The organism is Bacillus sp. MMSF_3328 (assembly GCF_030733525.1).
GTDB classification, from domain to species: Bacteria; Bacillota; Bacilli; order Bacillales; family Cytobacillaceae; genus Bacillus_AB; species Bacillus_AB infantis.
Genome location: NZ_JASHIV010000016.1, coordinates 1 through 13,955 on the forward strand (window position 1 = coordinate 1; position 13,955 = coordinate 13,955).

The window sequence follows — 13,955 nt, forward strand, 5'->3', positions numbered from 1 at the left end:
GGGATACATGACTGCTCCTTTTTCATCTCACTCATGTATCCTGCACTCCTCCCGGGATACATGACTGCTCCTTTTTCATCTCACTCATGTATCCCGCACTCCTCCCGGGATACATGACTGCTCCTTTTCCATCTCACTCATGTATCCCGCACTCCTCCCGGGATACATGACTGCTCCTTTTTCTTCTCACTCATGTATCCCGCACTCCCCCCGGGATACATGACTGCTCCTTTTTCTTCTCACTCATGTATCCCGCACTCCTCCCGGGACACATGACTGCTCCTTTTCCATCCCAATCATGTATCCCGCACTCCTCCCGGGATACATGACTGCTCCTTTTTTGATCCAATCATGTATCCTGCACTCCTCCCGGGATACATGACTGCTCCTTTTTTGATCCAATCATGTATCCCGCACTCCTCCCGGGATACATGACTGCTCCTTTTTCATCTCACTCATGTATCCCGCACTCCCCCTCGGATACATGACTCCTCCTATTCATCCTCACTCATGTATCCCGCACTCCCCTTCAGATACAAATCAGGCCAAATTCCAGCCTGATCTGCTAGACTTTCAAAGGGGTTGGCTGCCCGCCGGGACTCTGAGTATTGCCGCGATTCGTATATCTCGCATACTTCCCTCTCCCTTTGAAATCATAATGTTTCTTGAGCACCCGCTGAATCGTTCTTTTATCCTTAATAATCCTGCACCAATCAATAAGCAAAGGAGTGGTGATCGTCCTCCGAGGAAAAAGCATCGTAATTTCCTCCACAGCCCCTACCACTGCATCTTCAAGAGTTTCCCTTCCCCCGCAAAGTTCACAGACCACTAAGGAATGTTTAACAGTATGATAAAACTCCTTGCATTGCGGGCAAACCAAACCTTTTTCTAATTGTTCATAGGGGTAATAATAGTTTCTCGGAAAAGGGTCTTCCTTCATATGAAGGGATACAAGCTTCTTGGCTAAATTAGAGTGTGAATGTTTTATAGGGGAGGTTTGATTCAGCATTTTTTCCCGAAAACGCGGCATTTGGCCGGGCAGGATGATGGGGAGATTTCTGGGGGCTTGAAAGAGGCAGAATTCCGGATTTACAAAAATTAAATTTGCTTCAATTCTTACGTCAAAAGCATGTTCCTTCAAAAGCTGCCTCATAAGATTTTCTGTGCGCTTCAGCTGAAGAATCGGATTCTTGATTTCATTGCCGGAAAAAGTGTACCAGGCATCGCCTTGAATATAGTAGTCACCCTGGTAGTTTTTAATTTCAAACAGGTAAAGCGTTGTTCCGGAGAAAATTAAAGAGTCGACTTGAAAAATTGTTCCTTGATGGTTCAGCAAGAGATCATTTAAAATATGCCACTCCTCATCAATGGTATTAACCCACCGGTCAAACTCCTCTTCCCCCTTCCAGCCCTTCAGCAGTATATCGAGCTGCTTTGCGTCCGGGACATCAAGTTGAACCCGGGCACCAAGGGACTTCAAAATCTTCAATTTAGTTGACTCCACACGCTCTTTTCTCAAACATCTCCTCCTCCTTTCCATTCCATTTTATTACAGCACCATTTCAAAAAAAAGCCATAAAAAACACACCTGGCCGCTACTGCGGAAAGAGCAGCAGCAGCCCGGCAGCAGCTGGCGTCAATATCATTGATGCCTTCAGTACGTTTTTTGGGGCATAGCCTGTGAATTTTGCACCGATATAAGCGCCTGTCATGGTGCCGAGAAGCACTTGCAGAAGCAACAGGTAGTCGAGATAGCCTTCAGACTGATACCCGAGTCCTCCTCCTGCCGCAATAGGCAGTATAACAAGCATCGTTGTACCTAATCGACTGCCTGATTGTAAGGCCGAGCATGATCAGCAGGCCAAGCTGGATGAAGGGTGTTGAACCGATCCCGAAGGTCCCCGATAATACGCCGGTTATAAGCCCCAGGATGACCGCTTTTACAGCCAGCTGAACAGACAGCTTGTCCCTTCCTGCTTCGTGGTCAGTGAGATTCTTGGTTATGTACAATCTGACCATGAGCAATATGGAGGACAGGAACAGCATGCCTGCCGTCAGCCAATGGAGTGATTCCACAGGTATTCCTGCAGCGAGCTGTGAGCCCCCGTATGCACCAAAAGCACCGGCGATCCCTGTCACAAGCCCTGCTTTGACCGCCATATTCCCTTCTCTGTAATGGCTGTAGGCTCCTGACAAACTTGTGAAAATCATTGCCGTTAGTGATGTTCCTAAAGCTATATGGATCGGCACATCAAACACCAGCGTCAGGATAGCGATGATAAAGCCGGCCCCGCCGGCCCCGATAAATCCCAGCAGCATGCCCATCAGCAGCATCGTTAAAGTTATGGCCATAATACTCTTCCTTCCTTTTTCCATCCTTTATTATACATATATCTCTTTGAAAAAATAAGAAAAGAAGGCCCCGGCCAGGAGCCTCCTTCTAATCTTTTCCTAATAAAAGAACAATCCCACAAGCGATACGGCCATCGAACTCAATCCAGCAACCAAAAAGGCATAAAGCAGTACTGTTGAAGCGCCAGCCTTAAATTCCTGCCATTTATAGTCACTGCTTACCATGCTGTCAGTTCGTTCCATGGCGTTGGAACGGGGAAATAGGCTTGTCCCGATTGCGCGGAATCCGCTGAAGAACAGTGATAGAAATCCAGTTTTAAAGATGATGATGATGACGGCTGCAGAAAGCCCCGCTATACCTGCGATGAATGATAGATTGATCCAGTCAAGCAGGGGCAGGATTCCCGTCACCCGAATACTGATCCAAATGCAGGCTATCAGCAGAAAACCTGTTATCTTCCATTTCATAAGATGTCCCCCAGACTGTTTTTCTATCATTATAGCAGGAACTTGCAGAAGCTGGCAGCTTTCGCCTTCCCTCTTTATTCTGAAACTTTCTTTGTCCACTTGAGAGCCGGATAACGGTTGAAGGGATATACGACTCCTTCAAATTTAGGTGATGTCAGGTACGTATTTGTGTAATGATATACCGGCATGAATGGCATTTCTTCCATCAGGATTTTTTCAGCATCATGCAGTAGCTGATAGCGCTTGGCTTCATCCTGCTCCACTTTTGCCTGGGCAATCAGTGAATCGTATTCTTCGTTGACCCATTGTGTACGGTTGTTAGGGCTGTCTCCCAGGTAATAGTCGAGGATGACAACAGGATCAAGAAGGACACCGATCCAGCCCATGCGGGCCATTTGGAAATTATGCTGCTTTGTTGTATCAAGGTATGTCTTCCATTCCTGGTTGGCCAGCTTGATGTTAACGCCGAGATTCTTTTTGACCATTTCCTGAACAGCTTCACCGATTTTCTTATGGTTTTCGGCTGTGTTGTAAAGAAGAGTGACTTCAGGAAGGGTTGTCCAGCCTTCTTCTTTCATTCCTTCTTCAAGAAGCTTTTTCGCTTCATCTGCATTTTCGTCGAAATATTCTCCGCCGGCTTCACGGAAATCTCCGTCAGGTGTTTCAACACCAGGCGGCACGAAAGCAAAGGCTGGAGTCTCGCCTGCTTTTGTGATATTCTCCGAGATAGCTTCACGGTTTATGGCCATGGCAAACGCACGGCGGACTTTAGCATTGGTGAATGGCTCTTTTTCTACATTGAACATATACATATATGTTCCGAAATAAGGGACTTCCTGATATTCCTCGTTTTCTTTTTCCTGGGCAAGTGCATCTGTCGGAAGTGTCTGGATCAGATCAAGTTCACCAGTTTTATACATCTGATAGTATGTGGTTGCATCATTGACCATTTTCCAGGTAACCTTCTCAAGACTTACCGTCTTGTTATCCCAATAGTTCTCGTTCTTTTCTGCGACGGCTTCGCTGTCATGCTTCCATGAAGTAAATTTGAACGGTCCGTTGCTCACATATCCTTCAGCATCGGCAGCCCAATTTTTGTTTCCTTCAGCAAGCTCTTGCTTAACCGGATAGAAAGTCCACATTGTCAGGAGCTCATCGAAATATCCCAGCGGCGCATTCAGCTCTACAACAAGTGTTTTGTCATCCTTAGCTGTGACGCCGACTTCTTCTGCGCTTCCATTTCCTTTGTTATAGTCCTCTGCACCTTTAAGATAATAAAGATAAAATGCAAAGGAACTGCCTGTGTCAGGATTCAGAACGCGTTTCCATGCGTATTCGAAATCACCGGCTGTTACTGGTGTCCCGTCTGACCATTTCGCATCATCACGCAGGGTGAAAGTGTATGTTTTTCCATCATCAGATACTTGGGCGTCCTTCGCTGTGCCAAGTACCGGCTTGCCATCCTTGTCCTTTGTATAGAGGCCTTCAAAAATATGATCCAGAATCCAGCCTGATGTTGTATCTGTTGCAAGAGCCGGATCCAAATCTGGCGGCTCGCTCATTGCATTCAGCACAATCTCCTGTTTAACATCTTCCCCGCTTCCGCTGCCGGAAGCTCCTTCACCGCCGCTGCAGCCCGCTAAAGCTGAAGAGACAAAAAGGGCTGCGGCAATGCCTGATAGCCATTTCTTCATATTCCATTCCCCTCTCATCTAATTTATTTATCTTATCCTCTCTCAATCCTGCAAAGAGGTGAAGATCAAATGTTGTACAAGTGGCAGGCTGTCCAGTGGCCAGGCTTTACTTCCTTCCATTCCGGCACTTTCTGGGCACAGATGTCCATTGCGTGCGGACAGCGCGTCCGGAAACGGCAGCCGCTCGGCGGATTAACAGGACTTGGAGGATCACCCTGAAGTGTGATGCGCTCCCTCTTTGCAGCGGCAGGGTTTGCCACCGGGATTGCCGAAAGAAGAGCCTGTGTGTATGGATGGAGCGGTTCGGCAAAAAGCTCGCGGCTCTCGGCCAGCTCCATCATCTTCCCTAGATACATGACACCGATCCGGTCGCTGATATGCTTGACCATCCCCAGGTCATGGGCGATGAATAAGTATGTCAGCCCCTGCTCCTTTTTCAGGTCCTCCAGAAGATTGATAACCTGTGCCTGGATACTGACATCAAGCGCCGAGATCGGCTCATCGGCAACAATGAATTTCGGGTCGACAGCAAGCGCCCTGGCAATGCCGATGCGCTGGCGCTGCCCGCCGCTGAACTCATGGGGATAACGTTTGGCATGTTCCGGGCGCAGGCCTACCCTTTCAAGAAGGTCATAAATCCTTTCCTGGCGCTCTTTTCCCTTGGCCAGTTTGTGGGCATCCATGCCTTCGGCGATAATATCGCCGACTCTCATACGCGGATTAAGGGAAGCATGGGGATCCTGGAAAATGATCTGCATTTCCCTGTTGACCGCCTGCATCGCCTTTTTATCAAGCGACTCTACGTCCCTGCCGTTATAAATGATTTTCCCCTCTGTTGGCTTCTGAAGTCCGACGATGGTTTTGCCGAGCGTTGATTTTCCGCTTCCGCTTTCACCGACAAGGCCGAAGGTTTCGCCTTTTTTTATGGAAATCGTAATATCATCGACTGACTTTACCGTCTGGTCTTTTTTAATTTTGAAATATTTTTTCATAGCTTCTATTTCTAAAAGTGTATCAGCCATTTTCATTCCCTCCCTGCTGCAACGAAGTCTTCGGCCTTAGGGGCCCTTGGGTCATTCAGCCAGCATTTGGCCTGATGCCCATTTTCCTCTCCAAATGCTGGCGGCATTTGCTGCAGGCAGATTTCCATTGCATATTTGCATCTTGGTGCAAAAGGACATCCCTTTGGAGGCGAAAATAAATCCGGCGGGGAGCCTTCAATCGGCACGAGCCTTTTCTTATCAGGAGAGTCTGTGTCCGGAATCGACTCAAGAAGTCCCCAGGTGTAGGGATGCTTAGGATTCTCGAAAATTTCAGCGACAGTCCCGCTCTCGATCATCATCCCTGCATACATGACAATCACACGCTGGGCCGTTTCAGCGACCACTCCCAAATCATGCGTGATTAATATAATAGAAGTATTTGTTTTTTTCTGCAGATCCTTCATCAGATCCAGGACCTGGGCCTGGATCGTTACATCAAGTGCAGTGGTAGGCTCATCTGCGATCAGAAGCTCCGGATTGCAGGCAAGGGCAATGGCTATCATGGCACGCTGCCTCATCCCCCCGCTGAATTCGTGCGGATACTGGCTGTACCGCTCTTCAGGATTTGGGATGCCGACGAGTTTGATCATCTCGATTGCCTTTTCTTTTGCTTCTGTTTTTCCCAGCTTTTGATGGATGAGAAGGCCTTCTTCTATCTGCTTGCCTATTTTCATTGTCGGATTTAAGGAAGTCATTGGATCCTGGAAGACCATGCTGATCTTCGAGCCTTTGATTTTTTGCATTTCCCTTTTGGAGATTTTCAGCAAATCCTTATCCTGAAAAAGTACTTGCCCATTCTTTACTTTTCCGGGAGGAGTGGGTATCAGCCCCATGATTGTCTGGACAGTCACGCTTTTTCCGCTTCCGCTTTCTCCTACGATTGCCAGTACCTCGCCTTTATCGATATGAAAGGAAACGTCCCGGACTGCCTTTACCTCTCCTCCGTATGTCTTGAAATTAACTTCGAGGTTTTTCACTTCCAGTAAATGGCTCATCTGTCATGCCTCCTATTTCCGTACTCTTGGATCCAGCGCGTCCTGAAGTCCGTCACCGAATGCATTGAATGCAAACATTGTCAGGGAAATCATCAGCCCCGGGAAAAACAGCCTCCACCATTGTCCGCTCAGGATGACACCCAATGCATCATTGGCCATCGTCCCCCAGCTTGCAAATGGGGCTTGAACACCCAATCCAAGGAAGCTGAGAAAAGATTCGGCAAAGATGGCCTGCGGGATTGTAAATGTCAGATTGACGATTATGATGCCCATCGTATTTGGCAGCAGATGGCGCATGATGATTTTCCCGTGGGAGGTCCCCAATTTTTCTGCTGCCATGACATATTCCTGTGACTTCAGCTGAAGGATCTGACCCCTGATGATCCTGGCCATCCCGACCCAGCCTGTGACAGACAGGGCAATGATAATGGTTGTGACGCCAGGTTCCATGATGACCATAAGCAGGATGACGACGAGCAGATAAGGGATGCCGTAAAGAATCTCAACAAGCCTCATAAGCAGGCTGTCCACCCGGTCTCCGAACTTCCCTCTCCCGGCCATATAGCCGCTGATCCCGCCTACCGCTACACCGAGGATCAGGTCGATGATGGCTGCGGCAAAACCGATAGTCAAGGACACCCTTGCTCCGTACCAGGTACGCGTCCACATATCCCTCCCCAGATCATCTGTCCCGAACCAATGCTCTGAAGATGGGGCAAGATTGCCTTTAGTCAGATCCTGGTCAGAAGGGCTGTACGGGACAAATGATGGTCCGAAAGCCGCAAGGAGGATGATAACCAAAAGGAGGCTGAAGCCAAGCAATGCCAATTTATTTCTTACAATATTCAGTGCCGTTTCCTTCCAGACGCTCAAGGACGGCCTCTGGATTTCATCATGGCTCTTTTTATCGGGCGATACAGGCCTGAACAGGAGCTCTTCTGATTGTTTCGGCTGCATGTTTATTCCCCTCCGCTCGATAGTTTTATTCGTGGGTCGATCAGCCTGTAGGAAATATCAATTAAAAACAGGGTGATGACAAGAATGGCGCTGAAGAAAATCGTTGTCCCCAGGATAACGGGATAATCCCTGTTGAAGATACTGTCAACGAAATAGCGGCCGATTCCAGGTATGGCAAAGATTTTTTCAATAACAAAGGTACCGGTGATCAGCGCAACAAATAGTGGGCCGATAAAGGAAACGACCGGCATGATGGCATTCCGGATACCGTGCTTAAGTACAAGCTGGAACGTGGAAAGCCCCTTTGCATTGGCGGTCTTTATATAGTTCTGGTTCATGACCTCAAGCATGCTCGAACGCATGAATCTTGCGATGACTGCAAGCGGGGTCGCAGCCAGTGCGAGTGACGGGAGGATTGTATGCTGCCATGTTCCCCATGAAGCAACAGGCAGCAGCCTCCAATCCACCGCAAAATATTTAATCAGGAGCGGCGCCAGGATGAAGCTTGGGACAGAGATGCCGATGATGGCAACCATCATGCTCGCATAATCAATGAACCTATTATGATTCAGTGCCGCTATGATCCCAAGCGACAGCCCGAATATCAAAGCGATTGTGATGGACTGAATACCCAGGAGTGCTGAAGCCGGCGCTCCTTCTGCGATGATTGAATTGACGCTCCTCGTTTCCGACTGGATGGACGGTCCAAGGTCACCTATCGCAAGATTTTTCATAAACAGAGCATATTGTACAGGCAGCGGTTCATCCAAATTGTATTTGGCCCTGATATTCTGGAGAACTTCCTCAGGCAGCACATCGCCGTCTGAAGCAAATGGATCCCCGGGTATGAATTTCATTATGACGAATGTCAGTGTAGCGATTACCCAAATCGTTAAGAGCATGATGAGGAATCGTTTGACTATGTACATTTGCTCACCTCCACAGCATTGAAGGAGCAGTAGAGCTCCTTTTTCTTTTTACGCATTTACCTGGCCCAGGACTCCATTGGTAGCAGTCATTGCTATGATGACGCAGCCCCACATATGCTTATAGGCAGTGACCATATCATCGCAAGTAAACTTGATTCTCTTTGGCCCTATCAATTCAACTGTCGGGAGGGTTGTTGTCATTTTTGCCTGCTGCGGCCCCTTCATTTCGATTTCAAATGTTACCGGCCCTTCCGTCTCGACGGCCTGCTGGTCCTTTGCCTTTTTAACGGCTGCCTCAGCCTTGGCCCTGATTTCTTCTCTTGCTTTCTCAGGATGGATCAGTTCGGCCGCGAACCTGTCAACAGCCCTCTTCGTCACGGCCCCTTCTACATGTGGAAGTGTTTCCTGCACTTCTTTTACATAAGCGTCATCACCGGAAACAAAGATTGCCGGGACGCCGAATGCTCCTGCCACCATTGTGTTCATTTCTGTTTCACCGACAATTTTTCCGTTGATTTTCATTTCGTTCACACAAATGCCTGCAAGTGTATGAGAAATGACTGTCAGATCAGAACCGCCTTCCCTGCCATGGTGGCCGACGAACATGATTCCGCTGAACGTCCCATCCAGGCCTTCCAGCTGGCACATGACCCGGTTGTTCCCTGAAACAAGGCGGGCACGCGGATCCATTTCTTCAATAATGATATTAGACATATTGCCATGGCCGTCTGCCACGACCACTTCCTCTGCCCCTCCATTGAAAGCTCCTTCAATTGCTGCGTTCACATCGGCTGTCATAAGCTTCCTGAACCGCTGGTATTCTGAGTTTGTTTTTAGCTGCTGGTTTGTCGCTACTCCTGAGATGCCTTCCATGTCTGCCGAAATAAATATCTTCATTAAATATCCTCCTAAATGAATAATCATTCATTATTTTAATTTTTCAGTCTTTTTAAACTGGGTTTTAGGCAAGTCAGCCTTCCCTCTTAAAAAGGGAAGGTCTGATCTTCAGTCAGATTCCTGATAAATGCTGTGACAAGATCTTTAGTTGCAATCAGGTCGCCGATATCTGCAACCTCAACAGGTGAGTGTGCATAGCGGGATGGAATGGAAAGGACGCCAGTCGGGATTCCCTTATTGGCATAATTGACCGCTCCTCCATCTGTTCCTATGCCCGGAAATACTTCAAGCTGGTACGGAATCTTGTTTTCTTCAGCCAGTCTTACTAACAGGTCTTTCACCGTCTTATGTACAATCAGGCTGAAATCCATGACCTTGATGCCAGTGCCTCTTCCAAGTCCGAGGCTTCCATCCATTGTTTCTTCCGGCGTATCACTGACTGCGGTAGTATCAACTGCTATAGCCGCGTCAGCCTGCAGATGCTCAGAAGCTGTTTTTGCCCCCCTGAGCCCGACTTCCTCCTGGACAGCAAAAAGGAAAATAAGCTCACCGGCAAAGGAACCATCCTTGACCTCTTCCAGAGATTCAAGCAATACAGCGCAGCCTGCCCTGTCATCCAGTGCCTTGGAGCGCACCCGCTGCTTTTTTTCCGGCCCAAACACCTGGAATTCTGTTCCCCAGGTTACCGGTGTGCCGATCCCGACTCCCATTTCTGCTGCTTCCTCAGGTGTAGAAGCGCCAATGTCAATGTACATCTGCGTATGCTTCCTTACCTTCCCAGGGTCGTCAAATTTTGCATAGTGAGCAGAAATCGTGCCTATCACACCGCTCACTTCCCCTTTGCTTCCCATCACCCTGACAGGCTGGGCAAGCATGATGCGGTCATCATTGCCGCCAAGCTTCTCGAAGCGGAGAAGGCCGTTTTGTTCAATTTTTTTGACGATAAATCCCACTTCATCGATATGGGCTGTCAAAACAATTGTTGGACCCGGTTTGTCCCCTTTTTTCCTGGCAATCACATTGCCGATCGGATCAATGGTGACGGAATCCGTTTTATCTTCAAGGTATTCTTTTAAAAAATAGGACACAGAATGCTCGTACCCGCATGGACCGGATAGTGACGTCAACTTTTTTAAAATCTCCAGCATAATATCTCTCCTAATCTATTTGGCTTTCAAATGAATTCAAAGGTATTTTTAAACACTTCAAGCTGGACAATGCTGTTCACTTCTGTGATATCCTCCAGGCCATTCAGCCTGAGCAGCAGATCTGTTATCTCATCCTGGCTCGGCACCGCAATCTGGACTAGAAGCGAATATTGTCCGGATGTCAAGGTAACATACCTGATTTCCCGGAAGGTTTTCAGTTCGTCAATCACTTTATGTATGCTCTGCGGCCTAACTTTCAGCTGAATGATCGCGCCTGCCTTTAATCCAAGGGCGATTGGGTTCACTACCCCGACCACTTCAAGGATGTGATTGTCAATCAGATTCTTATAGCGCAGCCTGACTGTTTTTTCGGTCACATTCATTTTGCCGGCGATCTCTGTAAATGACATTCTTCCGTCTTTGGAGAGCAGCTTGATAATACCCCTGTCCAGCTCATCAATTTCGTATTTCATAAATTACCTCCTTTCGGTATGAGATTTTAATATAAGTAAGAAAAACGGAAATGCAAATTCAATATATGTACCATTTACAATATTTAAAAAATATTTTATTATCGAAAAAAGGAATTAAGGGTAATTATAGAAAAAGAATTTTCAGAAATCAACATTTTTTATTAAAAAAGGAGCGAAAAAATCATGTTAGCGATTACAAACGCAAAAATTTTTGATGGAACAGGGAAAAAATATGAAAATGCCAATCTTCTTATTCAGGACGGGAAAATTCAAAGATTAGGAGAAGATCTTGAAATCGGGGAAGAATATACAGTCATTGATGCAGCAGGCAAAATTGTCACTCCAGGTTTGATTGACGTACATACTCATCTGGGGGTGCATGAAGAAGGTGTGGGTAAAGAGGGGCAGGATTTCAATGAAACAAGTGCTGCTGCCACTGCCCAGGTAAGAGCCATCGATGGGATCAACCCGATGGAGAAAGGCTTTGAGGATGCAAGGCGCTTTGGGATCACTACGGTTCAGGTAATGCCGGGCAGCGCCAATGTCATTGGCGGAGAGATGATCGTCCTGAAAACTGCCGGGCAAATCATTGATGATATGGTTATCAGAAACCCTTCCGGCCTGAAAGCGGCAACCGGAGAAAACCCGAAAAGATTCCATGGCGGAAAAGGCATCATGCCGACTACCAGGATGGGAGTGGCCGCGATTCTGCGCGAAAAATTCATTGAGGCACAAAGCTACATCGAAAACCGCAAAGCCGGAAAAGCAGACAGGAAACTAGAACTTGAGAACATTGCTAAGGTGCTTAATAAAGAAATCCCGCTTCGCGTCCATGCGCACCGGGCCGATGACATTATTACCATCTTAAGGCTTAAAAGGGAATTCGGCTTTGACCTGACCATCGAGCATTGCACAGAAGGCCACCTGATTGCCCCATTCATTGCCAAACATGATGTCCGGGTTTCCGTTGGCCCGACCATGTCCTCCCGATCCAAAGTTGAGCTTGCGGATAAAGGCTGGCATACACTTCCTGCCCTTGCAGAAGAGGGAATAGCATTTTCCCTTACCACTGACCACCCTGTCGTAGGAATCGAGCACCTGATGACCAGCGCCATTCTGGCTGTCAAAAACGGCCTGAGTGAAGAGCAGGCACTAGAAGCGATTACGATTAATGCGGCAAGGCATCTCGGAGTCGAGGATCGTGTCGGATCGCTCGAACCTGGCAAGGACGCCGACTTTGTCATCTGGAGCGGGGATCCATTTGACTTGCGTTCCTCCGTTGAGGAAACTTATATCAACGGGGAGAGAGTCTGAACCAGGCGGTTAGTCTTTTTTGCCGGCAATTCTGCTGTAGGGTGATTGGCAGGCTGACTGTCCAGAAATGGTATCTTCGTATCCAGGAATCTCACAGGCAAATTGGGCGGCGCTGCCAAAGGCCCCCCACTAACAGCATTTATTAAGCCGATGAATAGAAAACATCGGCTTTTTTGCTGGTTCACAATCGGTTCTTTGCCAAAGGTTATGCCGGCCACAAGATTATTTCCCCTTTTGAAAAGCATGCTGTTTTTGTTTCAGCAAACGTCAAATAGCCGCCATACACAGCGATCAACTGTTTTGGCGGCCAGCCTGTCTTCCGTAAAACGCCCTTTTTATAACTAGACGGCTACTGACTTTTTATCTGCTTTCTTCTCTCTGAGCCTTTTAATATCAAGGCGGATCAATAATGAAACAGTAAGTGCAACGGCAAAGAGCCCTGTGAAAACATAGAGGCTTTGAGAATAGCTCCCTGTCGTTTCCCTTACCCAAGAAGCGAACATCGGTCCGGCCAGGCCGGCCGCAGCCCACGCTGTTAAAATATATCCGTGGATGGCGCCCAGCTGTTTTGTCCCAAACAAATCCCCGATGTATGCCGGGATGGAGGCAAAGCCTCCGCCATAGCATGTGTATATGATGGCAAGGATGATCTGAAACAGCAGCGGATTATCAACCATGGTGACAAGCGGAAAAGCAATGATCTGGATCAGGAAAAAGAGCGTATAGGTATTGGGCCTGCCGATATAATCGGAGATCGAAGCCCACCCGATCCTTCCTAATCCATTAAAAGCGCCCAGAACACCGACAAGGGCTGCTGCCGCTGCTGCTGTAAGTCCGATGCTTTCCTGTGCGAGAGGAGAAGCAGCAGAAATAATGGCTATGCCGCAGGTGACATTGATGAAAAGCATGATCCAGAGAAAGTAGAATCTTTTCGTTTTCACTGCCTCATTGGCTGTGAGCTGCGATAAATCTTCCCTTCCCCCACCCTTGCCATCCCCTTTTCCTTCAAACCCTTTCGGCACCCAGCCTTCTTTTGGCGGAGCCAAATAGAGAGAGGCAGCGATCATAATAATAAAGTAGGAGATCCCAAGGATATAGAAGGTGCTTGCAATCCCCACGGAATTGATGAGGCTCTGCATGATCGGGCTGCTGATAAGGGCAGCAAAACCGAATCCCATGATAGCAAGCCCCGTCGCAAGTCCGCGGCGGTCAGGGAACCACTTTACGAGAGTTGAAACAGGAGCAATATAGCCCACACCCAGACCAATGCCTCCAAGTACTCCATAAGAGATGTATAATAGCATTAAAGATTCCATTTGGATCGCAAGCCCTGATCCGGTTATTCCTGCGCCGAAAAAAACGGCAGCCAATATCCCCGCTTTGCGCGGACCATATCTTTCTACAAAGTGGCCCAGGAATGCAGCTGATAGGCCCAGGAATAAAATTGCCAGGCTGAAAGTAAAGCTGACCTCTGTCAAATCCCAGCCAAACTCGCTGACAATCGGCTTGGTGAAGACACTCCAGGCATATACAGACCCGATCGATATATGGATTCCCACTGCCGAGGCCGCGATCAGCCACCTGTTTTTGGTTTTTTCCATCACTCCATCTCCCTCCTCTAATTAGAAAACCCTTTCATAACAAGCATTGCTATATTCCCTTAAAAGCTTCACTCCAAACAGAAT

Annotated in this window: 14 protein-coding genes; 1 reads left to right on the top strand and 13 read right to left on the bottom strand. The window is 47.8% G+C overall.

Going from position 1 to position 13,955, the window contains the following annotated elements:
* Positions 1-565 precede the first annotated feature (565 nt).
* From RBB45_RS19870 to RBB45_RS19920, 12 genes are all read right to left on the bottom strand, one after another.
* A complete protein-coding gene (locus RBB45_RS19870) occupies positions 566-1,519 on the bottom strand; it encodes a nuclease-related domain-containing protein (protein WP_306010248.1) in 954 nt (317 codons plus the stop codon).
* A 76-nt stretch (positions 1,520-1,595) separates the two neighbouring features.
* Positions 1,596-1,811, bottom strand: a complete 216-nt coding sequence (locus RBB45_RS26390) for a TSUP family transporter (protein WP_371931632.1) — start codon at positions 1,809-1,811, stop codon at positions 1,596-1,598.
* The gene (locus RBB45_RS19875; protein WP_371931633.1) at positions 1,759-2,352 is read right to left on the bottom strand and encodes a sulfite exporter TauE/SafE family protein; all 594 of its coding nucleotides are present in this window, start codon (positions 2,350-2,352) and stop codon (positions 1,759-1,761) included. Before RBB45_RS19875 ends, RBB45_RS26390 begins: the two co-directional genes overlap by 53 nt.
* Positions 2,353-2,451: 99 nt before the next feature.
* On the bottom strand, positions 2,452-2,820 hold the full coding sequence (locus tag RBB45_RS19880) for a DUF3899 domain-containing protein (RefSeq protein WP_157638556.1): 369 nt from the start codon (positions 2,818-2,820) through the stop codon (positions 2,452-2,454).
* 74 nt (positions 2,821-2,894) lie between these two features.
* Positions 2,895-4,514 (bottom strand): peptide ABC transporter substrate-binding protein, encoded by a 1,620-nt coding sequence (locus RBB45_RS19885; RefSeq protein WP_148949240.1) that lies wholly within the window; start codon positions 4,512-4,514, stop codon positions 2,895-2,897.
* Between the two features lie 65 nt (positions 4,515-4,579).
* Complete coding sequence (locus RBB45_RS19890) at positions 4,580-5,536, bottom strand: ABC transporter ATP-binding protein (RefSeq protein ID WP_129612573.1); 957 nt, start codon at positions 5,534-5,536, stop codon at positions 4,580-4,582.
* A 2-nt stretch (positions 5,537-5,538) separates the two neighbouring features.
* Positions 5,539-6,552: an ABC transporter ATP-binding protein gene (locus RBB45_RS19895; RefSeq protein WP_009795620.1), complete on the bottom strand. Its 1,014-nt coding sequence runs from the start codon at positions 6,550-6,552 to the stop codon at positions 5,539-5,541.
* Positions 6,553-6,564: 12 nt separating this feature from the next.
* The gene (locus RBB45_RS19900; RefSeq protein WP_009795619.1) at positions 6,565-7,509 is read right to left on the bottom strand and encodes an ABC transporter permease; all 945 of its coding nucleotides are present in this window, start codon (positions 7,507-7,509) and stop codon (positions 6,565-6,567) included.
* 2 nt (positions 7,510-7,511) lie between these two features.
* The gene (locus RBB45_RS19905) at positions 7,512-8,438 is read right to left on the bottom strand and encodes an ABC transporter permease (protein ID WP_022544046.1); all 927 of its coding nucleotides are present in this window, start codon (positions 8,436-8,438) and stop codon (positions 7,512-7,514) included.
* Positions 8,439-8,486: 48 nt separating this feature from the next.
* Positions 8,487-9,335, bottom strand: a complete 849-nt coding sequence (locus tag RBB45_RS19910) for a M55 family metallopeptidase (protein ID WP_022544047.1) — start codon at positions 9,333-9,335, stop codon at positions 8,487-8,489.
* Positions 9,336-9,421: 86 nt separating this feature from the next.
* Complete coding sequence (locus RBB45_RS19915) at positions 9,422-10,483, bottom strand: M42 family metallopeptidase (RefSeq protein WP_009795616.1); 1,062 nt, start codon at positions 10,481-10,483, stop codon at positions 9,422-9,424.
* A 26-nt stretch (positions 10,484-10,509) separates the two neighbouring features.
* On the bottom strand, positions 10,510-10,956 hold the full coding sequence (locus tag RBB45_RS19920; protein ID WP_009795615.1) for an Lrp/AsnC family transcriptional regulator: 447 nt from the start codon (positions 10,954-10,956) through the stop codon (positions 10,510-10,512).
* Between the two features lie 183 nt (positions 10,957-11,139).
* Between RBB45_RS19920 and RBB45_RS19925 the strand changes: the two genes are divergently transcribed.
* On the top strand, positions 11,140-12,270 hold the full coding sequence (locus RBB45_RS19925) for an amidohydrolase (protein WP_009795614.1): 1,131 nt from the start codon (positions 11,140-11,142) through the stop codon (positions 12,268-12,270).
* A gap of 341 nt (positions 12,271-12,611) precedes the next feature.
* Here the strand turns inward: RBB45_RS19925 and RBB45_RS19930 are convergent, their stop codons facing one another.
* Complete coding sequence (locus RBB45_RS19930) at positions 12,612-13,871, bottom strand: L-lactate MFS transporter (RefSeq protein ID WP_101548342.1); 1,260 nt, start codon at positions 13,869-13,871, stop codon at positions 12,612-12,614.
* Between the last annotated feature and the right edge of the window lie 84 nt (positions 13,872-13,955).